Annotated in this window: 23 protein-coding genes; 8 read left to right on the top strand and 15 right to left on the bottom strand. The window is 69.9% G+C overall.

The window, feature by feature from the left end; translation table 11 throughout:
- Window positions 1-238: 238 nt before the first annotated feature.
- The 6 genes from D451_RS0123355 to acs all read right to left on the bottom strand — a co-directional run bounded on the left by D451_RS0123355 (window position 239) and on the right by acs (window position 7,943).
- Window positions 239-712: a SixA phosphatase family protein gene (locus tag D451_RS0123355; protein WP_026125305.1), complete on the bottom strand. Its 474-nt coding sequence runs from the start codon at window positions 710-712 to the stop codon at window positions 239-241.
- A 200-nt stretch (window positions 713-912) separates the two neighbouring features.
- Window positions 913-3,336, bottom strand: coding sequence for a sodium-translocating pyrophosphatase (locus D451_RS0123345; protein ID WP_036568604.1), 2,424 nt, complete (start codon window positions 3,334-3,336; stop codon window positions 913-915).
- Between the two features lie 539 nt (window positions 3,337-3,875).
- Complete coding sequence (locus D451_RS0123340) at window positions 3,876-4,379, bottom strand: DUF309 domain-containing protein (RefSeq protein WP_026125304.1); 504 nt, start codon at window positions 4,377-4,379, stop codon at window positions 3,876-3,878.
- The gene (locus tag D451_RS0123335) at window positions 4,376-5,290 is read right to left on the bottom strand and encodes an alpha/beta fold hydrolase (RefSeq protein WP_017536188.1); all 915 of its coding nucleotides are present in this window, start codon (window positions 5,288-5,290) and stop codon (window positions 4,376-4,378) included. Before D451_RS0123335 ends, D451_RS0123340 begins: the two co-directional genes overlap by 4 nt.
- A 10-nt stretch (window positions 5,291-5,300) precedes the next feature.
- Complete coding sequence (locus tag D451_RS0123330; RefSeq protein ID WP_014909062.1) at window positions 5,301-5,789, bottom strand: phage holin family protein; 489 nt, start codon at window positions 5,787-5,789, stop codon at window positions 5,301-5,303.
- Between the two features lie 183 nt (window positions 5,790-5,972).
- Window positions 5,973-7,943 carry an acetate--CoA ligase gene (acs, locus tag D451_RS0123325; RefSeq protein ID WP_017536187.1) on the bottom strand — a complete coding sequence of 657 codons (1,971 nt, stop codon included), beginning with the start codon at window positions 7,941-7,943 and terminating at the stop codon, window positions 5,973-5,975.
- Between the two features lie 205 nt (window positions 7,944-8,148).
- Between acs and D451_RS0123320 the strand changes: the two genes are divergently transcribed.
- The 5 genes from D451_RS0123320 (at window position 8,149) to D451_RS0123300 (ending at window position 13,727) form a co-directional block, all read left to right on the top strand.
- On the top strand, window positions 8,149-8,961 hold the full coding sequence (locus tag D451_RS0123320) for a Fic family protein (RefSeq protein ID WP_026125303.1): 813 nt from the start codon (window positions 8,149-8,151) through the stop codon (window positions 8,959-8,961).
- Between the two features lie 941 nt (window positions 8,962-9,902).
- Window positions 9,903-11,039: a septum site-determining protein Ssd gene (gene ssd, locus D451_RS0123315; protein WP_017536185.1), complete on the top strand. Its 1,137-nt coding sequence runs from the start codon at window positions 9,903-9,905 to the stop codon at window positions 11,037-11,039.
- The gene (locus D451_RS0123310; RefSeq protein ID WP_017536184.1) at window positions 11,036-12,328 is read left to right on the top strand and encodes a TadA family conjugal transfer-associated ATPase; all 1,293 of its coding nucleotides are present in this window, start codon (window positions 11,036-11,038) and stop codon (window positions 12,326-12,328) included. The genes ssd and D451_RS0123310 overlap by 4 nt, the downstream gene beginning before the upstream one ends.
- Window positions 12,325-12,987, top strand: coding sequence for a type II secretion system F family protein (locus D451_RS0123305; protein WP_036568602.1), 663 nt, complete (start codon window positions 12,325-12,327; stop codon window positions 12,985-12,987). The genes D451_RS0123310 and D451_RS0123305 overlap by 4 nt, the downstream gene beginning before the upstream one ends.
- Window positions 12,988-13,025: 38 nt before the next feature.
- Entirely contained in the window at window positions 13,026-13,727 is a 702-nt protein-coding gene (locus tag D451_RS0123300) for a type II secretion system F family protein (protein WP_017536182.1), read from the top strand.
- Window positions 13,728-13,763: 36 nt separating this feature from the next.
- Here D451_RS0123300 and D451_RS0123295 read toward each other — a convergent pair whose 3' ends face one another.
- The 4 genes from D451_RS0123295 to D451_RS0123280 form a co-directional block, all read right to left on the bottom strand.
- Complete coding sequence (locus D451_RS0123295; protein ID WP_017536181.1) at window positions 13,764-14,150, bottom strand: Rv3654c family TadE-like protein; 387 nt, start codon at window positions 14,148-14,150, stop codon at window positions 13,764-13,766.
- An 11-nt stretch (window positions 14,151-14,161) separates the two neighbouring features.
- Complete coding sequence (locus D451_RS0123290; protein ID WP_017536180.1) at window positions 14,162-14,518, bottom strand: TadE family protein; 357 nt, start codon at window positions 14,516-14,518, stop codon at window positions 14,162-14,164.
- The gene (locus tag D451_RS0123285) at window positions 14,496-14,684 is read right to left on the bottom strand and encodes a DUF4244 domain-containing protein (protein ID WP_017536179.1); all 189 of its coding nucleotides are present in this window, start codon (window positions 14,682-14,684) and stop codon (window positions 14,496-14,498) included. The genes D451_RS0123290 and D451_RS0123285 overlap by 23 nt, the downstream gene beginning before the upstream one ends.
- A gap of 164 nt (window positions 14,685-14,848) precedes the next feature.
- On the bottom strand, window positions 14,849-17,149 hold the full coding sequence (locus tag D451_RS0123280; protein ID WP_017536178.1) for a DEAD/DEAH box helicase: 2,301 nt from the start codon (window positions 17,147-17,149) through the stop codon (window positions 14,849-14,851).
- 232 nt (window positions 17,150-17,381) lie between these two features.
- On the opposite strand from D451_RS0123280, the gene D451_RS0123275 reads away from it, so the two are divergent.
- Both D451_RS0123275 and D451_RS0123270 read left to right on the top strand, forming a co-directional pair.
- A complete protein-coding gene (locus tag D451_RS0123275) occupies window positions 17,382-17,729 on the top strand; it encodes an STAS domain-containing protein (protein WP_017536177.1) in 348 nt (115 codons plus the stop codon).
- Window positions 17,730-17,742: 13 nt separating this feature from the next.
- Entirely contained in the window at window positions 17,743-18,285 is a 543-nt protein-coding gene (locus D451_RS0123270; protein WP_017536176.1) for an ATP-binding protein, read from the top strand.
- A 124-nt stretch (window positions 18,286-18,409) separates the two neighbouring features.
- On the opposite strand, the gene D451_RS0123265 is transcribed toward D451_RS0123270, so the two are convergent.
- From D451_RS0123265 to nth, 3 genes are all read right to left on the bottom strand, one after another.
- Window positions 18,410-19,588 carry a MarP family serine protease gene (locus D451_RS0123265; protein WP_017536175.1) on the bottom strand — a complete coding sequence of 393 codons (1,179 nt, stop codon included), beginning with the start codon at window positions 19,586-19,588 and terminating at the stop codon, window positions 18,410-18,412.
- Between the two features lie 23 nt (window positions 19,589-19,611).
- Complete coding sequence (locus D451_RS0123260) at window positions 19,612-20,265, bottom strand: NUDIX hydrolase (protein WP_014912888.1); 654 nt, start codon at window positions 20,263-20,265, stop codon at window positions 19,612-19,614.
- Between the two features lie 302 nt (window positions 20,266-20,567).
- Entirely contained in the window at window positions 20,568-21,311 is a 744-nt protein-coding gene (nth, locus tag D451_RS0123255; protein WP_026125301.1) for an endonuclease III, read from the bottom strand.
- Between the two features lie 281 nt (window positions 21,312-21,592).
- Here nth and D451_RS0123250 point away from each other — a divergent pair, with 281 nt between their 5' ends.
- Entirely contained in the window at window positions 21,593-22,276 is a 684-nt protein-coding gene (locus tag D451_RS0123250) for a Crp/Fnr family transcriptional regulator (protein ID WP_014908639.1), read from the top strand.
- A gap of 112 nt (window positions 22,277-22,388) precedes the next feature.
- Here D451_RS0123250 and D451_RS0123245 read toward each other — a convergent pair whose 3' ends face one another.
- Together D451_RS0123245 and D451_RS0123240 are read right to left on the bottom strand one after the other, a co-directional pair.
- Window positions 22,389-23,195 (bottom strand): MBL fold metallo-hydrolase, encoded by an 807-nt coding sequence (locus D451_RS0123245; RefSeq protein ID WP_017536173.1) that lies wholly within the window; start codon window positions 23,193-23,195, stop codon window positions 22,389-22,391.
- A 152-nt stretch (window positions 23,196-23,347) separates the two neighbouring features.
- A complete protein-coding gene (locus tag D451_RS0123240) occupies window positions 23,348-24,181 on the bottom strand; it encodes an NUDIX hydrolase (RefSeq protein ID WP_017536172.1) in 834 nt (277 codons plus the stop codon).
- Between the last annotated feature and the right edge of the window lie 43 nt (window positions 24,182-24,224).

Raw genomic sequence — 24,224 nt, 5'->3', positions numbered from 1 at the left:
GCTTCCGGGAAGCGACTCTTTCATCCTACATGCCCCGGGCAGTGCCCGAACCGTTTCGGCTAAGAAAGAGAAGATGTCCGATTCGAAGATCCGATCACGCCCACGGAGAATCCGTGTTCGTTTCGATCGAGAGGATTTCGACCCCCCTCGCGGCCTTGGACCGGTCGGAGGCGACTCGGAGAACACTACCCCCGCCCATCGGCCGAAGCAAACGGTTCCGGTGGTGTCGTGGGTCACATCAGCCGAGGATGTACCCGGCCCCCGTTCCCGGGGCCGCGTAGAGCCACTCGACCTCCAGCTCCACCGAGGCCACGGTGGCCGGAGAGAAGGCCGCCAGAGCCTCGGGCCCCACGAAGGAGGAGGCGACCTGGGCGATGGTCGGGTTGTGTCCCACCACCAGCAACGTGTTCACCTCGGGGTCCACATAACCCACCAGTTCCAGAAGGCTCTCCGGTCCGGCGAGGTAGGCGGCCTCGGTGTGGTCGACCTCGGGCTCATGACCCATCGCCGCCAAGACCCCCTCGAGGGTCTGCCGCGTGCGCAGAGCGGAGGAACAGACGACATGGTCCGGCCGGTATCCCCGCTCGACGAGCAGACGGCCGACCGACTCGGCCTGGGCACGCCCGCGATCGGTGAGGGGACGGTCGAAATCCACCCTCCCGGCGCCGTCCTCGGCCTGGGCGTGCCGCATCAGCAACAGAGTGCGGGTCACGGCGACACCACCGTCGCGACGATGGCCAGGAACGCCATGAAGCCGAACATGACCCCGAGGATGACGAACAGCCCCTTCATTCCGGACACCGCGACCCACTCCCTCTCACCTACGTCTTTCCCTCAGGGTAGGTGCGCATATGACGAGGCCGTCCGGGGGTCGGCCCCCGGACGGCCTCGTCGGAGAAGACCTCTTCTCCGTCAGTCCTTACCGACGTCTCCGGCGCGGGCCTCCTCCCTGCGTTCTCCCTCACCGTTCCCGATCACATCGCCGTCGACGTTCCCGGACGGGGACGAGCCCCCGTCTCCGAGCGCCGTACCGCCGTCGTGTTCGGGAGCGGCCTCGGGCTCCACGCTCCCCTCCAGGTCGGCCGGGTCCGTCTCGCCGCCGGCGCCGCGGTTCTTCGACCAGAGCACGGCCGCGACCAGGAGTCCGACCGCGACCACGGTCACCACGGCCCGGAGGACGACGTTGTCCGCGTAGATCACCACGCTGGGGGCGACGATCAGCGCGACCAGGTTCATCACCTTGAGCAACGGGTTGATGGCCGGACCCGCGGTGTCCTTGAAGGGGTCGCCCACGGTGTCGCCGATGATGGTGGCCTCGTGCGCCTCGGACCCCTTCCCTCCGTGGTGCCCGTCCTCGACGAGCTTCTTGGCGTTGTCCCAGGCGCCTCCCGCGTTGGACAGGAACACCGCCATGAGCACACCCGCGGCGATGGCCCCACCGAGGAAGGCGCCCAACGGCGCGTACCCGAAGGCGAACCCGACGGCGATGGGAGCCAGGACCGCGAGCAGGCCCGGGGTGACCAGTTCCCTCAGGGAGTCCTTGGTGCAGATGTCGACCACCCGCGCGTACTCCGGCTTCTCGGTGCCGTCCATGATCCCCGGGCGGGTACGGAACTGGTCGCGCACCTCCATGACCACGCGCTGCGCCGCGCGACCGACCGCCATGATGGCCAGGCCGGAGAAGAAGAAGACGACGCCGGCGCCGATGATCACGCCGACGAGCACGTCGGGTTCGTCGAGGGACAGGGAGAAGACCTCGGTGTCCCCGAGACGTTCCTGCACCGAGGTCCGGAAGGCCCCGAAGAGAGCGGTGGCGGCCAGGACCGCCGTGGCGATCGCGATCCCCTTGGTGATGGCCTTGGTCGTGTTTCCGACGGCGTCGAGACCGGTGAGGATGTCGGCACCCTTGCCCTCGACGTCACCGGACATCTCCGCGATGCCCTGGGCGTTGTCGGAGACGGGACCGAAGGTGTCCATCGCGACGATGATGCCGACGGTGGTGAGGAGCCCCGTGCCCGCGAGGGCGACGGCGAACAGGCTCAGGGTGATGGACCCGCCTCCGAGGAGGAAGGCCGCGTAGACGGCACCCGCGATGAGCAGGGCCGAGTAGACCGCCGACTCCAGACCGACGGAGATGCCGGAGAGGATGACGGTGGCGGCCCCGGTACGGGAGCTCTCCCCGATGTCCCTGACCGGACGCTTGTCGGTCTCGGTGAAGTAGCCGGTGAGGAGCTGGATGGCGGCGGCGAGCACCAGGCCGATGAGGACGGCGGCGATGGCGATGAACCTCGGGTCCGGGTCGGTACCCGCGGCGGCGATCTCCTGGAGGACGGACTCGCTCACCCCGTTCATCTCCTGGAAACTGCCGGGCAGGTACCACAGGGCGGTCAGGGTGACCAGGACTGCGGAGATCGCCGCGGAGATGAAGAAACCGCGGTTGATCGCGCTCATCGCGGACCGGTCCCTGGCCCTGGGGGCGACGATGAAGATGCCGATCATGGCCGTGATGACGCCGATCATCGGGACCAGGAGCGGGAAGACGAGCCCCTCGGTACCGAAGGCGACCCGGCCGAGGATGAGCGAGGCGACGAGGACCACGGCGTAGGACTCGAAGAGGTCGGCGGCCATGCCCGCGCAGTCGCCCACGTTGTCCCCGACGTTGTCGGCGATGGTGGCGGCGTTGCGCGGATCGTCCTCGGGGATGCCCTGTTCGACCTTGCCGACGAGGTCGGCGCCGACGTCGGCGGCCTTGGTGAAGATGCCGCCGCCGACACGCATGAACATCGCGAGGAGGGCGGCGCCGAAGCCGAAGCCCTCCAGGACGATGGGCGCGTCGCCCCGGTAGAGGACGACGACGAGCGCGGCGCCGAAGAGGCCGAGGCCGACGGTGATCATGCCGGCGACGCCACCGGTGCGGAAGGCGATCCGCATCGCGGTACGACCGTCGTTCTCGCCGCCTCCTCGGGCGGCGGCGGCCACACGGACGTTGCCGCGGACCGCGAGCCACATGCCGATGAACCCGGTGGCCGCGGAGAGCAGTGCTCCGAGGGCGAAGAAGACCGACCTGCCGATGGCGATGCCCCAGGTGTCGGCGGGGAGCATCAGCAGAAGTAGTGGGATGACGACGACGAAGACCGCGAGGGTGCGGAACTGTCGCTTCAGGTAGGCCCCGGCCCCTTCTTGAACCGCGACCGCGATATTGCGCATTCGCTCGGTGCCCTGGCCGGCGGAGAGTACCTCACGTACGAGCATTCCCGCCACGGCGAGCGCGAGTAGCGCGACCACCATGACGACGATGACAAGTGTGAGATCCCTGCCCTCCAGTGCCAGGACCATGCCGCTTCCCGCGGCGAGGTTGAGCCCAGACAATCCGTCCTCCTTGAGACGGGCACTTTCTTTTCGGCCCCGCCGTCCAAGGTGTGCGGAACAGCCGTCTCACGGGCTCCGGTGCCGCGCACCGCGGTGTGTGCGCCGCCGTCCGAAAGGCTCATGAACTGGAGTGACGGCACACGTGTCGGGGTCGAAGCGGTGCCACCCTTCTGTGTGGTACACGCCGCTCGCGTGGCGTTCTCGCGAACGGTGATCCGGGGATTGTACGCACGAATCAGAATGAATAAGAGGGCCGGTTCGGCATTTTCTCAAGAGAGCCGGAAGATGTGACCCCCCGGTGATCTCATGATTCGGATAAATAGTTTCAACGAGCCTTTGGCACTCGAATAACGTTGCATAATGCTTTAACGCCATCGGCACACTAAACCACACATAGAAGCATGAAGCAGGAATGTCCCTCTTCGCCCCCAGGGGCCACAGGAGGCAGCGAGCGCCACAGTGGCCCCCTGCGCCTCGGCTGCGCGGGGGTTTCGGTCCAACCGGATCTAGGCGGTGCGGAGCCGCATTCCCGAGGGGTCGATACCGTCCCCGGAGGTCGCGCGTCCCGCGTCGAGGTCGTCGGCCAGCCCTCGCGCGAACCCGGCCACCCCCGCCACGTCCACGCCGTGCGGGGCGTTCGGTCCGAACGGTTCCACCCTCTCGGCGCCCCGGCGGAGCAGGCGGGCCGCACCCACCCGATTACCGCGCTGGGCGTGGGTGACCCCGACCGCGGTCTGCGCCAACCCGCGCCACAGCTCGCGCTCGGGTTCCGGGGACGACTTCCACACCGCTTCGAGCACCTCGTGCGCGGTGAAGGCGTACCCCTGATCGAGCAGACGCTGGGCCTCGTTCAACCCTTCCTCCACGGTGAACTCGGCGTCGTCGGGGACCCGTTCGACCTCTCCCCTGCTACCGTGCGGCATCGGCCGCCCATAGCGGTCGCGAGGCCGCTGATTCTGGGCGCGCCCCTCGGGGTTCCGATCGCGTGCGTCGTCCGTTCGGGTCGTCATCCGTCCCCCACCGCCGTTCCGATCTCGCTCGTCCAGCCTACGAGAGCCTCGTTCACCTCGTTCGGGCTCTCCTCATGAAGGAAGTGCCCGGTCCCCTCCACCGGCTTCCAGAGATACGGGCCCCGGACCAGACCCCCCGAGGCCCGAGCGACCTTCGGAGGGCAGACCGGATCCAGCGATCCGTGCAGTTGAAGGACGGGGATGCGCAACGGGGTCCGCATACGCAGGGCGTAGCGGAGCCCATCGGTACGCCAGCGCGATCGGAAGATCCACCGGTGGTATTCGAGCGAGCAGTGCGAGACCTTCGGGATCGCGAAGGCCAGCCGGTAGCGCTCCTCCGTCTCCGCGTGGGGCCATCCCGGCCCGGACCAGGCGTCGAGGAGTTCGCCCACGCGGACACAGCCGTCGGTGAGCAGACGGTGCTCGGGAAGGATCGGTATCTGGGCCCGGAGCATGTGGGAGACGCCCGGACCACCGGAGAGCAGGACACGTGCCGCCCGTCGGGGGTGGGGGGCGGAGAGGACCGCCAGGGCACGGACCGACTCCGGGTGGTAGGAGGCCATCGTCCAACCGACGAGCCCGCCCACGCCGTGGCCGACCACGATGGCGTCGGCCGCTCCCAGCGCCCGGATCAGACCCGCCATGTCCTGGGCCGAACCCACCAGGTCATAGCCGCGGGGCGTCTTGTCACTGGCCCCGTATCCCCTCAGGTCCACGGCGACGGCACGGTATCCGGCCTCGGCCAGCGCCACCAATTGTGAGCGCCAGGCCCACCAGAACTGGGGGAATCCGTGCAGGAGGAGGACCAGGGGCCCCTCTCCCGTCTCGGCCACATGGAAGCGGGCACCGGCGGCGCTGACCGTCCGGTGGTTCCAGGGGCCGTCGACGTAGGCGGCCGAATCGTCCAGCACTCGGGGAGGGCTAGCTGTTCGCCGAGCCGGAGGTCTCGCCCTCCTCGGCGGTGTCGAGGTCGCTCCGCTTGGGCGGACGGATCTCTCCGCGCAGGATCCCCATGAGTCGGGAGGTGGTGACCGCGGTACGGGCCAGACCCTGGCGACGTCGCAGGTTGATGACGGCGACCAGGATGAAGATCAGCGCGATCAGCAGGTAGAACCCGGTGACGGCGAGGAACGAGAGCCAGTACTGCCAGCCCACGACCTCCGCCAGGAAGAGCCCGACGGTGACGGAGAAGAGGATCGCGACGAGGTGCAGGACGACACCGGCGGCACCGAACTCGCCGATGCTCTTCCCGATCTTGGTGGCGTCCGCCTTGGCCTCGAGCTTGGCGAGCTTGATCTCGAGCCGTACGAGGCGGGAGAGGTTGTCGGTGGCGTCGGAGACCAGCTCACCGATGGAACGTTCGGGGTCGCTGGCAGCGCCAGGTCGGCCGGCACCCGGCTTGTCCACCATCGTGGGGGTTCCCTTCTCTCGGTCCGAACACGCGGATGATCCTCCGCATCCTCGCACATGCCCTGCCACGGATGTCTCTCACGGCACGCAAAACGGCGGCCTCGGGTTTTGTCAACGGCCGAACCGTAAAGGCGCCCCGCCCCGTTCCGGGGGCGGGGCGCCACGCGTCGGCCGACCGACGTTCTAGTCGGCCTTGCCCGTAGAGGGCAGCTGCTTGGCGATCACGTCCATGATCGACGCGTCGGTGAGGGTCGAGGTGTCACCGATGTCACGGTTCTCGGCGATGTCACGCAGCAGGCGCCGCATGATCTTTCCGGAACGGGTCTTGGGCAGCTCCGGGACCGCGAGCAGACGGGCCGGCTTGGCGATCGGGCCGAGCGAACCGCCGACGTGGTCGCGCAGCTCCTTCACCAGGTCCTCCGGGACCTCCTCCTGGCCGCCTCGCAGGATGACGAAGCCGACGATCGACTGGCCGGTCACCTTGTCGGTGGCGCCGACGACCGCGGCCTCGGCGACCTTCTCGTGCGAGACCAGGGCGGACTCCACCTCGGTGGTGGAGATGTTGTGGCCGGAGACGAGCATGACGTCGTCCACGCGGCCGAGCAGCCACAGGTCGCCGTCCTCGTCCTTCTTGGCGCCGTCGCCGGGGAAGTACAGACCCTCGAAGCGCGACCAGTAGGTGTCCTTGTAGCGCTGGTCGTCGCCCCAGATGCCGCGGAGCATCGACGGCCACGGCTCACGGATGACGATGAAGCCGCCCTCGCCGTTCGGGACCGACGCCCCGTTCTCGTCCACCACGTCGGCGACGATGCCCGGTACGGCGCGCATGGCGGCGCCGGGCTTGCCCGCGGTGACGCCGGGCAGCGGGCTGACCATGATGGCTCCGGTCTCGGTCTGCCACCAGGTGTCCACGACCGGGGTCCTGCCCCCGCCGATGTTCTCCCGGTACCAGACGTAGGCCTCGGGGTTGATCGGTTCGCCGACCGAGCCGATGACGCGCAGGCTCGACAGGTCGTACTCGGCGGGGATCTGATCGCCCCACTTCATGAAGGTACGGATCGCCGTCGGGGCCATGTAGGCGATGGTGACCTTGTACTTCTCGATGATCTCCCAGAAGCGCCCCTTGTGCGGGGTGTCCGGGGTCCCCTCGTACATGACGACGGTCGCGGCGTTGGAGAGCGGACCGTAGACGATGTAGGAGTGACCGGTCACCCAGCCGATGTCGGCGGCGCACCAGTAGACGTCGGTCTCGGGCTTGAGGTCGAAGACCGCCCAGTGCGTGTAGGAGGCCTGGGTGAGGTAGCCGCCGGTCGTGTGCAGGATGCCCTTGGGCTTGGCCGTGGTGCCGCTGGTGTACATGATGTACAGCGGGTCCTCGGCGTCATGGGCCTCGGGCGTGTGCTCGGTGCTCGCGGAACCGACGGCCTCGTGCCACCACACGTCACGGTCGGTCCACTCGACGTCCTGGCCGGTGCGGCGGACGACGAGGACGTTCTCCACGGTGGGGCGGGTCGCGACGGCCTCGTCCACGGCGGGCTTGAGCGCACTGGGCTTGCCCCGCCGGTAACCGCCGTCGGCGGTGATGACCAGCTTGGCCTGGCTGTCGTCCAGTCGCTGGCCGAGAGCGTCCACGGAGAATCCGCCGAAGACCACCATGTGCACGGCGCCCAGACGCGCGCAGGCCAGCATGGCCACGACCGTCTCCGGGATCATCGGCATGTAGATGGCGACCCGGTCGCCCTTGGTCACACCGAGTTCGGTGAGGGCGTTGGCCGCCTGGGAGACCTGGTCCTTGAGATCGGCGTAGGTGATGCTGCGGCTGTCGCCGGGCTCGCCCTCCCACTGGATGGCGACCCGGTCGCCCAACCCCGCGTCCACGTGGCGGTCCACGCAGTTGACGGAGGCGTTGAGCCTTCCACCGACGAACCACTTCGCGTACGGCGGGTTCCAGTCCAGGACGGTGTCCCAGGGCCGATCCCACTGGAGCCTCCGGGCCTGCTCCTCCCAGAAGCCGAGGCGATCGGCGTCCGCGGTCTCGTAGACGTCCGCCTTGACGTTGGCGTGCGCGGCCAACTCCGCGGGCGGCGGGAAACTACGGGTCTCACGGAGCAGGTTGGACAGTGTCTCCTGGCTCGTGGGAGTGCTGTCGGCCACTGTGACTCTCCTTACGTTGGCGGTTGACACCCAATTAACCATGTGGTCTATACCTCGTGAACAGCCGGGGTGGCGTCCAGCGGCGGCAAGGGCCGAACACGCGACGAACGGTCGGCGAGCGGTCGTCGGTTCACGATGAGCGGTTCTGTTCTGCCCGCTCCTCGGTGGAGGCACACGGTGTTACCGGCGCGTAGTGTTGGTTGACGTGAGCGAATCGAGTTCTGCCTCCCTGTCCGACCCACTCTCCCGGATCGCCGAGCTTCCGGGCGTGAACGACGCGATCGACGAGACACGGACCCTGGTCGACCGCCTCCGGGACCATCGGATCCTGCGTCGGCGCAGCAACGATGTGTCCTTGGAGTCCTCGTTGCGGGGAGCGTGCGCCTCCGCCGCGTTGGAGGGCGCCGAAGTCTCGATGGACGAGATTCGCGAAGGGCACGTGTACGACACACGGATCAAGGGCGCGCTCCGGATCGGCGGTGAGCTTGGCGGTCTGGTGGACACCTGGCCCAAGGCCCCTCGTCAGACCCTGGCGCGACTGCACACGCTGGCCGCCGCCGACGCGGTCTCCGAAGAGGCCCTGGGGCGCCCCCGTCTGGAGGGCGAGCGGATCGAGGACCCGCTGGAGCTGGGTCCCGCTCCGAGCGCCGCGGTGGCCTCCGCCCGCCTCGAAGGCCTGTACCGATTGCTGGAGTCCCGGACCAAGGTGCCCGCCCTGGTCACCTCCTCTCTCGTGCACGGCGAACTGATGGCGATCCGCCCGTTCGGCTGGGGGGACGGCCTGGTCGCGCGTGCCGCCGAGCGCCTGACCCTCATCGAACGCGGCCTGGACCCGAAGTCCCTGGTCGCCTCCGAGTCGGGGCACAGGACGCTGAAGGACGAGTACGGTCCCGCGTTGCGCGGGTACATGGCGGGAACCCCCGAGGGCGTGGGCGGCTGGATCGTGTACTGCTGCCGTGCGGTGCTCGCCGGAGCCCAGGACTCCCTGGCGACCTGTGAGGCGCTCAAGCGGGGCTGAGGCTCTGTCCGTTCTCCCGGGAACGGCCTTCGCGGCGTTTCCGGGAAAGCCGCTCCGCTTCACCGAACAAGTTTATTTACCAACCAGTAGCCCGACCATTCATATCGGTTCGGTCACGCTTGGAAGTCTGGGAATGGTCGGATTGCCGCGTGCAGATGCACGCGCAGATGGAAGGGCGCCTCGAGTGGAGATACCGGGTTCCCGTTTCCGACCCGACGAAACGGACCACCGGAAGCCGTAAAACTCCACACCAAGCCGGTGAAACCCGGTACCACCGACACTGGTCAGGCCCTACATCCGCTTCGACACGCGGGTTCCGAACATCCGCGCCGGGACACGATCACCCCACGGCCTTCTTTCTTTGTGCGCCGTCCTCCCTTCATCGAAAAGACGAACAATCGTTTTCCCGTTCTCGATTCGCGAGACCATAAGCGAATCCTCGTGGTAACGTCTGATCCGGAAGTCGAGCGAAGGACCACGCCCATCCGGCGAACACACCGGGACGGGTACGTCCTCGGCCGGGACATCGACAATGCGGACATGTCACGCATGACAGATCGCCGGCCGTTCCCCACAGGACTCGAATCCACGAGCCTTTCTCCTCGATCGGGGGAGCGCCCACCGCGCCCTTCGATCCTCCCCAGGAGAGCGGAACGACGACCCGCCCCCGGGTCGGCTCCGATCCACCCCCGGAACCGGAGTCGGGTCGCCCCAGGTCCCCCCTGTGGGGTCGGCCCACGGGATCCGCTCCGTCACACCTGACGGGCCGGGACACACGAGCGCCCCCGTGCGTGTGTCCCGCCCGCCGGGTGGACCTCGCCCCTCCCGTCTCGGTCCCCCGAGCGGTCGAGGGTTGTCCACAGATCCGCGTACCCCGCTTCCCTCCCTCTCCGGCGTCGGCCATGGTCGAAGAAGCAGCCCCGCCGCCTCCCGGAGGTCCGATGGACGGTCCGCGCCACCCCCTCATCGTCACCGAAGACCCCGCGCTCCTCGACGACCTGCGCAGGGTGGCCGCCGCCGCGGCCACCGAGATCACCGTGGCCCGCACCCCGGAACAGGCGCTCCGCTCCTGGCACCGGGCCCCTCTGGTCGTCGTCGGCCCGGATCTGGAACCGGCCCTGCGCGGCTCGGAACCCGAGCCCGGGCCTCGACCGATCCTCGTCACCCGTTCCCTCGACCCGCGCCCGCTCCCCACGAGGACCACCGGACCGCGCGAACCATCCTCGGACTCCGGACCGAGGCCCCCGGCGGACCGACGAGGGGACGTTGGGGCCCTCTCCTTCGCACTGCCTCGGGACGAGGCGGCGCTCGTCGAACTGTTCTCCTCGATCGACGAACGCGGCACGGCGCCCGTCGTCTCCGTGATCGGAGGGCGCGGCGGGGCCGGGGCCAGCCTGCTCACGATCGCCCTCGCGCTGGCCGCCGGCCGGGCGGGGCGGGACACCGCCCTCTTGGACGCCGACCCCCTCGGACACGGTCCCGACGTCCACCTCGGCCCCGAGCGCTCCCCTTCCTCTCCCCGCACGGGATGGGGAGATCTGGCCGATCGGCGGTCCCGGACCCCCTGGCGGATCCTCCGGGAAGGCCTGCCCCGGGCCGGCCCGGTGAGCGTGCTCACCTGGGCACGAGGCGACGAGGACGCCCAGGGTCTCCCCCTCCCGGCGGGCACGGCCCGCTCGGTCCTGGATTCCGCTCGACGCGGCGCCGACCTGGTCGTCGTCGACCTGCCACGCTCCTTCGACCCGGCGACCCGAGCCCTCTTGAACGGCTCCGACCTGGTCTTGATGGTGGTCCCCGCCGACGTGCGCTCCGTCCTCTCCGCCTCCCGGATGGTCGGCCGACTCCGCCGGGAGACCGACCGGCTCAGGCTGGTGGTACGCGGAGCCCGGGAGGAGGTGCCGGCATCGGTGGTCGCGCGCAACCTGCGCGTGGAACTCGACGCCGACCTCCCCCCGGAACCCGGACTGTCCCGCGCTCTGGCCGCGGGCGAGGTACCGGCGCGGCATCCCCGTTCTCCGATGGCCCGCTACGCCCACCGGGTGGTCTCGCTCCTCCTCGACCGTCGGGAGGCCGGATGACGCGCCTCGAACGTCTGTGGCGAGGCGGAGCGGATCGCGCCGCGCCGACCCGGGAACATCGCTCGTCCGACGCCCCGCCCCCTCCCGCGTCTCCGCCCGGCCCGGAACGGGACACCGGCCCGGTGACCGCCGCGCGACGCAGGGCCCTGGTCGAACGCGTCCGCGATCGCTTCGTGGCCGAAGGAGGTCCCATCACCCCGGCCGGTGTCGCGGCCGCCCTGCGCGCCGAGGGCACCCCGCTCGGCGGGACCGACATGCTCGACCTCACCAGGGAGCTGGGGGCGGAACTCTACGGAGCGGGCCCCCTGGAGGCGCTGATGACCACCGGTGTCACCGACATCCTCGTCAACGGACCCGACCAGGTGTGGGTCGACTCCGGAGAGGGCCTGCGCAGGGCCGAGGGGGTGCGCTTCGACTCGGCCGAGGAGGTCCGGCGGCTGGCCCAACGGCTGGCCTTTCGGGCCGGCCGCCGACTGGACGCCGCGTCCCCCTACGTCGACGCGCGTCTCCCCGGCGGGGCGAGGCTGCACGCCGTCCTACCCCCGATCTGCGCCGGCAGCGCCTGCATCTCGCTCCGTCTACCGCCGAACCGGGTGTTCGGCCTCGCGCGGTTGATCGAATGCGGCACCCTCACCCGCTCCGGGGCCGCGTTGCTGGCGGCCCTGGTGGAACGCCGGGTGCCCTTCCTGATCAGCGGGGGCACCGGCAGCGGAAAGACCACCCTGCTGTCCTGCCTCCTGTCCCTGGTGCCTCCGGACCAACGGATCGTGCTGGCCGAGGACTCCCCCGAGCTTCGCCCCGACCATCCGCACGTGGTGCGGCTCCAGACCCGGCCGCCCAATATCGAGGGCAGCGGCGAGGTGACCCTGGAGACCCTGGTCCGTCAGGGGTTGCGGATGCGCCCGGATCGTCTGGTGGTCGGAGAGGCCCGAGGTCCGGAGATCGTGTCCCTGTTGGGTGCTCTGAACACCGGCCACGAGGGCGGCGCCGGCACCCTGCACGCCAACGGCGCGGCGGAGGTCCCCGCGCGGGTGGAGGCGATGGGCTGCGCGGCCGGGATGGACCGGGCCGCCGTGCACAGCCAACTCGCCGCCACCGGTGTGCTCGTCCTGCACCTGGTGCGCGATCGGGCCGGACGTCGACTCGCCGAGGTCCGTACACTGCGGCGCCGTCCCTCCGGGCTGGTGAGCGCGGTGCCGGCGGTGGCCTTCGATGGAGAGGGCCACCGGCACGAGTACGCGGGGGTCGCAGAGCTCTCCCTCCGACTCGGTGAAGGGTGGAGGCGATGACGTTCCTGGTGGTGTGCGCTCTGGGCGCCGCCCTGTTGTGGTCGTCCCCTCCCGGCGGTCGTCACCGATTGGCCCTGTTGCTGCCCGGCACCCCTTCCGTGCTCCGGCGCCCACCGGCGTGGCGTCTCCCCTCGTTCACCGACCGCACGAGCGCCGAACGACGGCGGGCGGTGATCTCGCTCTGCCGTGTGATGGCGGCCGAGCTCCGGGCCGGACAGCCGCCCGAACCCGCGTTGGCCACGGCCTCGGTCGAGGTCGGACCCCTCGTGGGCGGGTTGTCGGACGTCGCCTCGCTGCGCCGTGCGGCGGAACGGGAGGAGGACCTGCGGGCCCTGGCGTACCTGGCGGCGTGTTGGGAGGTGGCCTCGGAGACCGGGGCGGGCCTGGCCGACGTGGTGGACGAGCTCGCGGCCGGACTCACCGAACGGGAGGAGTTGCGGGCCGAGGCCGTCGCCCGGGCCGCGGGCCCCAGGACCACGGCCCTGGTCCTGAGCGGGTTGCCCCTGGTGGGGCTGGTCATGTCGGCCGGGCTCGGTGGTTCCCCACTGACGTTCCTGTTCACCACGGCGTGGGGGCTCCTGTGTCTGTCGGTCGGGGTGGTCCTGGACCTGATCGGAGCCTGGTGGACCCTGCGCATGGTCAGGGGCGCGGTGCGGTGATCCGTGCCTCGATTCGCGCGACCGAAAGGGGATGAGGGATGTTCTTCGAGGTGACGACCGTGCTCTGCGCGGTTGCCGCCGTGACGGTGGCCTCGGGCCCCGGACGTGGCTCCGGCCCGGCTCGTCCCCCGCGGCTCCCCCGCCGGCGCCCACCGACATGGTGGGTTCCGGTGACGATCGCGGCGGGAGCGGTCACGGTGGCGACCGTGCTGTTCGGTCCGCTCGCCGGACCCCTCGTCTTCGCCGGGGCCGCCGCCGTGTGGTGGCGGAGAAGGGGGCGTTCCTCGCCGGAGCGGCTTCCGGTCGACACCGACCTCCCGATACTGATCGGTCTGATCGCCTCGGGGATCCGGGCCGGCGCCACCCTTCCGGCCTGTCTGACCGCTGTCTCCAGGGCCGCCACCGGCACGTCCGGAGCGGAGCTGGCCGCCGTCGCCGAACGTCTGCGGCTGGGAGCGGAACCCGCCGAGGCCTGGCGACGTTCCGCCCTGCCCGCTCCCCTGCTCGCGGTGGGGCGCGATCTGGCCCGGGCCTCCGAGACCGGGGCTCCGGTGGCCGATCTCCTCGACCGGCACGCCGCGGATCTGAGGAGAGCGTCTCGAGCCCGGTCGATGGAACGGATCGAACGCCTGGGTGTACTGGTGATCGCCCCTCTGGGGACATGTTTCCTGCCGGCCTTCATCCTCATCGGCCTGGTTCCGATGGCCGCCGGTCTGCTCGACGCCGCTCTGGCCCACTGAGGAGGGGTGCCCGCACGAAGCCACGGTCCGGGCCCGTCAGGAGGACGGAGAGGGAGGAACCCCGGGAGAGGGTGCCGTCCCCTCCGGCTCCGCTTCGAGAAGGTGGGCCGGGCCGGCACGGGAACGGGCCCGGACCGTCCGGGGCAGGACGGTCGAGGAGAGCGCGACCGTCACGGTGACGGTGTGGACGTCGACGGCGCACTCGTCGAGATCGGCTCCGTTGGCCCGTGCGGTCTCCCGAGCGACCGCGCAGGCCGCCTCCGTTCCCCGGTGGGCCCGGGCCGCCGCCGACAACGCCGCGAGGTCGGCGGCGGTACCGGCGCGGTCGCGTTCCAGGCGGGCCGCGGCGATGGTGAGCACGGTGTGGACCAGGAACCACGACACCAGACAGCAGGAGACCCACCAGACGGCGGCGGATCCCATGTCGTCGCCCCTCACAGGCCGGGTTCCAACGGGACCGAGGCGTCCCCGGCCACCTCGACGGACGGTGCCCATTCCGGGCCGAGTCGGAACGCGGCCGACACGGAGACCAGGGCGGTGCTCGACTCGGTGGTGAGATCGACCCGTGCTCCGGCGGGGGCGGCCTCCTCCGCCAGGGAACGGGCCCTTTCCGGTGTCTCACCCCGGGCCAGCGCACGGGCGCCGATCCGGGCGGCGTCGGCACAGGAGAGTTGGGCGTTCGCCGCCCCGACCCCACCGAGTCCGATCGTCAACACCACCAGGAGCGCGGGGAGCACCATGGCCGTCTCCATGGTGACGGAGCCGCGCTCAGCGGTCGGAGCCGAGCGCATCGACGATGGTCGAGGTGAGGGCGGACTGGACGGGATCTCCGGTGACGATGAGGTAGAGGATTCCGGCGAGCGCGACCGCGGCGACGGTGCACATGGCGTACTCCGCGGTCGTCATCCCCCGGTCGTCGGGGGGCGTGCGGTCGTTCGAGCACTGATAGGGGAACACGGGACCTCCCTGGTCACGGGGGTGTGGTCGCCACCCCGGTACTTCCAGGTTGGTCGGTCGGGGGGCGTCGGGGAAGTGGCGATCCACAGCCTGTGGACAACCCACCCCGAACCGCCACACCCCCCGTTCCGCCCGAGCCCCACCGGACACCGCGGAACGTTCGCTCAGGGGTCGGTGGCCACCTCCCCCAGCACCTCGTCGAGAAGGCGCAGGGCACCGGACTTGCTCAGCGGCTCGTTCCCGTTGCCGCACTTGGGCGACTGGACACAGGAAGGACAGCCTTGATCGCACTCGCAGTCGGCGATCACCGCCCGGGTGGCCGTCAACCATTCGTGGGCGGCCGCGTATCCGCGCTCGGCGAACCCGGCCCCGCCCTCGTATCCGTCGTAGACGAACACCGTCGGTCTTCCGGTGTCGGCGTGCAGCGAGGTCGAGACCCCTCCGATGTCCCACCGGTCGCAGGTGGCCAGTAGCGGCAGCAGCCCGATCGAGGCGTGTTCGGCGGCGTGCGCCGCTCCGAGCAGGCCCACGTCCCGCCCTCGAAGCCGGTTCTCGGCGTCCTGGTCGAGGGTCCACCAGACCGCGCGGGTCTGGAGGGTGCGTTCCGGCATGTCGAGGGGCTGCTCGCCGAGGACGGCGCCGGTGCGCACGTCGCGCTTGAGATAGCCCACCACCCGGCGGACGACCTCGACCTCTCCGAAGTGCACGGTGGCCCCGCTCGGCCAGCTCTCACCGCGCAGTTCGGAGCGGATGGTGATGTCCGTGGTGTCCCTGGCCCAGGTGCTGTAGGGGGGTTCGGCCTCGTGTACCAGGGCGACGCCCTCCGTCAGGTCGAGTTCGTCGACCAGGTGGGTCACCCCCTGGTGGAGGTAGACGGCTCCGGGGTGGACGGTGCCGTGCGCGGCCGCCTCGTCGATCTCGCCCAGCAGTTGTCCGCTGCCCGTGTCGACGATCTGTACCGGCGCACCACCCGAACCTCGGATATCGGCGAGGTCACTAGCCCTTTCGTTGCTGGTCCAGAACCAGCCCCGGGGCCGCTTCCTGAGCAGTCCCCCGGCCACGAGATCGTCGAGTCTCTCACCGGTCGTCCCACCGAAGAGGGAGAAATCCTCATGGGTGATCGGCAGCTCCTGAGCGGCCGCACAGAGGTGAGGACCCAGAATATGGGGGTTTTCCGGATCCAGGACGGTGGCCTCGACCGAGCGTCCGAAAATGGCCTCGGGGTGATGCGCCAGGTAGGTGTCGAGGGGGTCGTCCCGGGCGATGAACACGGCCAGGGCGTCGCCGCCCCGTCGTCCCGCTCGCCCCGCCTGTTGCCACAGCGAGGCCAGCGTGCCGGGCCATCCGGCGATGAGCACCGCGTCCAGACCGCTGATGTCCACGCCCAGTTCCAGGGCGTTGGTGCTGGCCAGCCCCAGGAGCTCGCCCGTGCGGAGCGCCTCCTCCAGGGCCCTCCGATCGCCCGCGAGGTAACCGCCCCGGTAGGCCGCCACACGGTCGACCAGATCCTTCTCGCCCCGCTCGGCCAGTAGGCGTTGCGTGTTCAACGCGACGACCTCCGCGCCCTGACGGGAGCGTACGAACACGAGGGTGCGCACCCCCTCGACGACCAGGTCGGCCAGCATCTCCGCGGCCTGAGAGGGCGCGGTACGTCGAATGGGCGCCCCCTGTTCGCCGGTCATGTCGGTCAGCTCCGGCTCCACGAGGGCCACGGACATCCCCGGCCGGGGCGATCCGTCCTCGCTCACCGCGACGACCGGCACCCCGGTCAGCCGGCCGGCGCTCTCGGCGGGCGACCCCGACGTGGCCGAGGCCAGCACGAACACCGGTTCGGACCGGTGGCGGGCGCACAGCCTGCGTAGACGCCGCAGGATCTGGGAGACGTGCGACCCGAACACCCCTCGGTACCGATGCGCCTCGTCGATCACCACGTAGCGGAGCCGACGGAGGAAGCGGGTCCAGGCGGGGTGTCCGGGAAGCATCCCGTGGTGCAACATGTCCGGATTGGTGAGGACGTAGTTCGCGTGTTCACGGACCCAGGAGCGCTCCTCACGAGAGGTGTCACCGTCATAGACGGCCGCCCTCATGCCCGAAAGTCCCAGGTCCGTAATCCACCGGAGTTGGTCTTGGGCGAGCGCCTTGGTCGGCGAGAGATAGAGCACCGTTCCTCCCGCGTCGATCGCGTCCACGGCGGGTAGGAGGAAGGCGAGCGACTTCCCCGAGGCGGTGCCCGTGGCTATGATCACATCGCGGCCCGAACGTGCGAGATCGGCGGCTGCCGCCTGGTGGGACCACGGTTTCGTGATCCCCCGTTCGGCCAGTCGCGCGACCAGGCGGGGGGCGGTCCACGTCGGCCAGTCCCCGCTCTCTCCCTCGTTCCGGGTCACATGCTCGATATGGGTGACCTGCGGGTACCGTGTGTCATCACGCCATACACCGGGGAGCACGGGCTCCGATCGCCTCATCGAGACCCCTCTTCACTGGACACGTTCACCGAGCTCGGGACCCTGGGAACACGCCCCGGGCATCGATGGACATCGGTTTCAGTGTGACATCCGGGGGAAGAGTTGCGCGGGGTCGTCGCTTTCCGTTCATGGCGGGAAGACACTCACCGCACCCGTGGTTGAATGCGTGCTGGTGGGGTAACGCCCGGCAGAGACCATTCGCGTAATTTCGCGGTTCGGCGCTGGAGGACTAGTGGACTTGAAGCTTGATCATTACACCGAGGGCGACACCGAGATCGTCGTCGTTGAGGGTGAGATCGATGTCTATACCGCGCCCCGGCTCCGTGAGCTGCTGATCGACCTCGTCAACAAGGGCAACTTCCACCTCGTGGTCAACATGGAGAAGGTGGAATTCCTGGACTCGACGGGTCTCGGTGTGCTCGTGGGCGGGTTGAAGCGCGTCCGCGCGCACGACGGGACGCTGGACCTGGTCTGCACCCAGGAGCGGATCCTGAAGATCTTCCGGATCACCGGTCTGACCAAGGTGTTCGGCATCCACGAAACGGTGCAGGAAGCCATCGACAAGCGCTCCTCGAAGTAGCCCAGAGCGAGCGATGGCGACCATCACGCTCACGATCAGCGCGCTTCCCGCCCACGTGCGCACGGCTCGGCTCATGGCCGCGACCGTGGCACGTCGGGCGGGTGTCGCCGCCTCCGCGATCGACGAGATCAGGCTGGCGGTCGGTGAGGCCTGTTCCCGGGCTGTCGCGGCGCACAAGCTGCACTGCCCGGAGCAGCCGATCCTGCTCCAGCTGATCGACGGTGGCGGACCCGATCCGGTGGCGGACCCCCGCGCCGAGATCCCGAGCGGTAACGGGAGCGCCCCTCGGCGTTTCGAGGTCGTGGTCTCCGACCAGGCCCCCTCCAAGGACGCCGAGGAGACCGCGAACCCGCTCGAACCCCTGCTCGACGGACTCTTCCTCGACGGAGACGACACCCCTCCCGGCGGTATCTCCGGTTTCTCCCCCGGCCTCGGCCTGGCGGTGATCACCGGTCTGGCGGACGAGGTGAGCATCGATCCCCGTGACACGGGCACGGTCGTTCGGATGAGCTGGCCGCTCACCGGCGACGACCCGCGAAGCGGCGAGCCGAACTGACCCGTCCGGCCGTCGATCGACGGCCCGCGAACGACGAACACGACGAAGGGGCGTCCCCCACCGGGGAGGCGCCCCTTCGTCGTGGCCGGCCCGGGACGGCGCCGTGGCGCCTCCCGGGGCACGATCAGTCGCAGGTCTGGGAGGAGACCTCCTCGGTGGCCGTCAGCCCCTTCTCGGCGTTCTCGGCGACCTCGTCCGCGGTCAGGACGTAACCGGTCTCGTCCTCGTTCGTGGCGGCGGCGAAGACCACCCCGTAGACGGTTCCGTCGGGTGCGAGCAGGGGACCGCCGGAGTTACCGGGGCGCACCACGGCGCGGACCTGGTAGATCTCCCGGCTGACCTGCTGGGAGTGGTAGAAGTCCGACCCCTGCGCCGTCTGGCGGGCCCGGATCCGGGCGGGGACCGCGGTGAAGCCGCTGTTGCGCGGGAAGCCGGCGACGACCGCGTCGTCCCCCTGCTCCGCGTCGCCGTCGAACTCCAGGGCGGGCAGGTCCAGGCCGGGGACGTCCAGCACGGCCAGGTCCTGCTGGGCGTCGAACAGCACCAGCGTGGCCGGGAGCTGGTGCCCGTCCCTGGTGACCACGCGCAGGTCGTCGGTGACCCCGGCGACCACGTGGGCGTTGGTCATGATGCGGTTCTCGCCGTACACGAATCCGGTGCCCTCGACCCGCCTCTGGCAGGAGGGCGCGGTGCCCAGGACCTTGACCACGCTGCGGCTGGACTCGATGAGCTCGGGGGTGGTGAGCACGTCCGGGTCCGGCGGCTCGACCTCCGCGAGGTCGCCGGTGCCCAGGCCGCTGAAGACCTGGGGGAAGGCGCTCTGGTCCACGATCCGTCGGAAGGTGGAGAAGCCCTGGTGGGCGGCGTCGGGCATCAGCGCGTCCACCGAGTGGAGGATGCGCGAGTCCTTGACCTGCTGTGACACGTAGGGGAGCGCGGAGTTGGCGACCGTGCTCCCTATGAACCAGGCCACGAGCAGGACCGAGACGCCACTGACCACGGCGCCGCCCAACGCGTCCAGGACCCGGGCCGAATCCCAGGTGACCCTGTTGCGCACCAGTGTGCCCAGATAGGAGGTGAGGAACTGGCCGAGCGCGGCGGCGAGGAAGACGACCGCGATCGCCAGCAGCGCCCGCCGCCCGGGGTCCTCGATCCAGTTCTGGATGTGATCGGGGGCGGTCAGCGCGGCGATCACGCCTCCGCCGACGAAGCCGACGAAGCTGAACACGCCGACGATGAAACCCTGCCGGTAGCCGGTCACCGCGAAGAGCAGCAACAGGATGACCAGAACCGCGTCGAGCACGGTTGCCCTCCAATAGTGAGCGGTTACCCGACCGGACGCAGTCCCTGCGGGGTGGCTTCGAACTCTTCCGTAAGACCCCGTTCACGCCACGGAAGTTCCCACCCTCCGAGTGTGAGGAGCAGATCGACGATCTTGCCGGTGAAGCCCCACACCAACATGTCGTCGACCCGGAACCCCGGCCCCCACATCCGGCCGTCCCCGTAGCGCACCTTGACCCGGTTGGCCGGGGAGGCGAGTTCGGCGATGGGCACGCGGGAGACCGCGGCGACCTCGTCGGTGTCGGCGGCCCGCACCTCCGAGGGCTCCCGCCACCAGCCCAGGACGGGGGCGACCCTGAAGTCGCTGAAGCTCAGGTAGAGCTCGGGCAGGCGGCCGACCACGTCGATGCCCGCGGGGTCCGCGCCGGTCTCCTCCTCGGCCTCGCGCAGGGCGGCGGCCTCGGGGGAGACGTCGGTGGGCTCGATGCGCCCACCGGGGAAGGCCGGCTGGCCCGAGTGGCGGCGCAGGCCGTCCTTGCGCTGGATGAGCAGCAGGTCGGGCCCTCGATCGGTCTCTCCGAACAGGATGAGGACCGCCGATTCGCGTCCGCCCCGCTCGGGAGGTCGCATCGGGCGGGGGATCGGCATCGTCCGCGCGGAATCGGCGAGCGTGGACAGCCAGGGCGGGATGGGGTTCATGAGAGGCACCTGTTCCGGGTTTCTCGCACCGTCGTCTGTGGCCGGTGAGCGGAGGTCGCGTGGATGGACGCGCTCGGCGAGGGACGTGTGGTCCCCTTCACCCGGGGCTCTCCCGGTCGGTCGTCCGGTGGTGGGATCCCCGTTCCGGACCGTGCGGGTCGGGGCCTCCGGGGCACGCGGCCGGACCCTCCGTCCCGGACGATGTGCGCACGCTCACGTGTTCAGGGTACAAACCGCCGTCGACCACTTCCGTGGACCCGCCCGGGCGACCACCGTCGGTGACGATCGCCCGGGGGGCGGGGTCAGGCGAAGGAGCGCATCCGGAGCAGTTTCTCCGCGGCCTCGGGGTCCGTGGGCCCCTCTCCGAAGGAGGGGCACCAGCGGGCGACGACACAGGCGCCACAGGCGGGCCTGCGGGCGTGGCAGACGCGACGACCGTGCCAGACCACGCGGTGGGAGAGCATCGTCCAGTCCCGACGCGGGAAGAGTTCGCCGACCGCGTGCTCCACCTTGACCGGATCCTCTTCATCGGTCCATCCGAAACGACGGACAAGGCGCCCGAAATGGGTATCTACGGTGATCCCCGGCACATCGAAGGCGTTTCCAAGCAATACGTTTGCGGTTTTCCGCCCTACACCGGGTAGTTTGACCAGGTCGGCGAGGTTTCCAGGAACCTCGCCACCGTGGTGTTCGCACAAGGCCTGGCCCAGGCCGATCAGGCTGTTGGTCTTGGCCCGGAAGAACCCCGTCGGACGGATCATCTCCTCCAGCTCCTCGCGCCGGGCCGACGCGTAGGCCTCCGCGTCGGGGTAGCGCGCGAAGAGCGCCGGAGTGACCTGGTTGACCCTCTTGTCGGTGCACTGGGCCGACAGGATCGTCGCGACCAGCAGCTCCAGTGGAGTCGTGAAGTTCAGTTCGGCGTGGGCGTCCGGATACAGCTCCGAGAGCTCCCGGTACATCTTCCGAGCGCGGCGGACCAACGCCAGTCGGCTCTCACCGGTCGGCGTCGGGTTCTCCGCGGGTGCGTCTGGGGTGTCACGAGGCATCGTCACAGGGTAGGCGTCCGCTCCCGGAGACGGCGCCCGGGACGCTCCACCCCCATGGCTCACCTCGGCATTACGACCGGTGACCGAGATTATGTAACCAATGTCCCGGTCGACCGGCGCGGGCATCCCTGCGACAGGCCGATGACGACTAGGATCGTAGGGGCTGACGTCGGCTGTTGTGGGCACGTTGTCTCCCGGCGGACAAGCCGAGGTAACGACCTGGTTTCACACTCGGTTGCGATATACGTCACACTGTTGACGGTCAGGTTTTAGGAGGACGTGTGGACGAGATCAACGAGGTGCTCCGGAAGGCTCCTCTGTTCGAGGCGCTGGACGAGGAGGACACGGCCGCGCTCCGCTCTTCGGTGAACGAGGTGCGTCTCGGCCGCGGTCAGACCCTGTTCAACGAGGGTGACGAGGGCGACCGCCTGTACGTGATCCTCAGCGGGAAGGTGAAGCTGACCCGCACGGCCGTCGACGGTCGCGAGAACCTGCTGGGTGTACTCGGCCCCAGCGAGATGTTCGGTGAGTTGTCGCTGTTCGACCCGCGCCCGCGCACCGCGAGCGCCGTGGCCGTCACCGACTCCGTGCTCGCCGGGCTGGGCCACGACGACCTGCGGCCGTTCCTGTCCAGCCGCCCGCAGGTGGGCCTACAGCTGCTGAAGTCGCTGGCCGCCCGTCTGCGCCGTACCAACGACGTGATGGCCGACCTGGTCTTCACCGACGTTCCCGGCCGTGTGGCCAAGGCCCTGCTCGAACTCGCCGACAAGTTCGGCAAGGAGGGCGACGACGGCCTGCACGTCCACCACGACCTCACCCAGGAGGAGCTCGCCCAGCTCGTCGGCGCCTCCCGTGAGACGGTCAACAAGGCCCTCGCCGAGTTCGCCCTGCGCGGCTGGCTGCGGATCGAGGCCAAGGCCGTGGTGCTGCTGGACGTCGAGCGGATGCGTCGTCGCGCCCGTTAGGACGTGACGCGGCTCGTGGTGGCCGCGACGCGAACACGACGACCACGAACGCTGTGCGGCCGTCACCCTCCGGGGTGGCGGCCACAGCTCTGTCCGGGCCCCTTCCGTCCGGTCAGCCCTCGACACCCTCGGGGAGCTCCCCCTTGACCGCCAGGTATCGGAGCTGGGCGCGGACCGAGGAGGCCGCCGCGGGCCGGACGCTCTCGACGACCTCCGGGTAGACGCGGTCGACGACCTCCTCGACCGTGCCGGCGCCCGCGCGGACCGCGTCCCGGACCTGTTCCAGGCGTGACTCACGGTGGTCGATATAGGAGTCGAGGACCGTGGCCGGTGAGGTCAGAATCGGCCCGTGCCCCGGCAGCAGGGTGCGCACCTGGTGTTCGCGGACCAGCTCGCGCAATCGATAGAGCGATTCCATATAGGGGGCCAGGCCGTCGTCCCCGTCGATCACGGGGGTCCCGTGCCCCAGGATCGTGTCCCCGGTCAGGATGGCGCCGTCGGCCTCCAGAAGAAGACAGATCGAGTCGTCGGTGTGCCCCGGTGTCGCGATCACCCCGAGCTCCAGACCGTCGGCGACGATCGTGCTCCCGTCCTCCAGCCCCTCTCCGCCCACCCGCATGTCCGGATCGACCGCGTGCACGGGGGCGCCCGTCAGTTCGGAGAAGTAGCGCGACCCCTCCGAGTGGTCGAAGTGTCGGTGGGTCACCAGGGCCATCTGCACCTGGGCGCCCTGTTCCTGCACGTTCCGCGCCACCCGTTCCAGGTGTCGTTCGTCGTGCGGGCCCGGGTCGACGACCACGACCCCGCGCGCGCCCGGCTCGCGCAGGATCCAGGTGTTGGTCCCCTCCAAGGTCATGGGACCCGGGTTGGGGCAGAGCACGCAGCCCGCACGCAGCGTTCCGGAACCGTCGATCCTCATCGCACCTCGCTTCACTCGCCGGAACCGGACCGGTACGGAGGACGGCCGAGAGGACATGGCGGGAACCTGCCCGCGGTGAGGAGGTCCCACACCGTCGGACGGTTCCGTCTTTCGCGTCGCGTCCGCCACGAGGTCGGTCCCGTGGCGCGATCTCAGGGCGTCGCGTCGGGCCTGGGTAGGGGGAAGTCCCTGCCGTCCGGGGCGACGACGCGGAGTTGTCCGTCGATCTCCCGAACGTCCGGTTCGATGGGAAAGATATCCCGAAGTGCGCTTCGTACACCTTCGAGGGTCCGCCGATCCGCCAGTTCGGCGCAGGCGATCACCGTCGGAGGAAGCATCGGCATCCGCCCCGCGTGCCATTCGTCCGCCACGATGGAGGGGTCCACCCACAGGGTGTGGTCGGCCTCCCCGCCCACGTCACGCGGTTCCTGCCCCGGAGGCAGCTCGGCCGTGAAGAACCAGGTGTCGTAACGACGCGGTTCACGGGCGGGGGTGATCCACCGGGACCAGGCCCGCAACCACTCCGAGCGCAACACCAGTCCGCGCCGGGACAGGACCTCGGTGAAGGAGCGCGAACGGTCGATGAGCCCCAGCCGATCCCGCTCCCAGTCCTCGGTCGCGGTATCCAACGGGGTGATCTCCCCACCCTCCGGAGCACCGGCCAGTAGGACCCCGGTCTCCTCGAAGGTCTCCCGCACCGCGGCGCAGACCAGCGCCCGCGCGGTCCGCACATCGGTGCCCAGGACCCCGGCCCACTCCTCGGGGCTCGGGCCGGTCCAGGGGACACCGCCGTCGGCATCGCGTTCGTCCACCCTCCCCCCGGGGAAGACGTAGGCCCCCGGAGCGAACCCCATGGAGGCGACCCTGCGCATGAGCAGGACCTCCACGGGGCGCTCCGCCGGGGAACCCGACGCCTCCGCCACCGGACGCACCAGCATCACGGTGGCGGCGGTACGGGGTCGGGCCACACCATCGTTCTCGGTCATCGACGCACTCCTGTCGTTCACGAAAGCCGCGCCATGACCCGCA

Source organism: Nocardiopsis alba DSM 43377 (assembly GCF_000341225.1).
Lineage (GTDB): Bacteria > Actinomycetota > Actinomycetes > Streptosporangiales > Streptosporangiaceae > Nocardiopsis > Nocardiopsis alba.
This window is presented reverse-complemented; position numbering and strand designations above follow the sequence as displayed.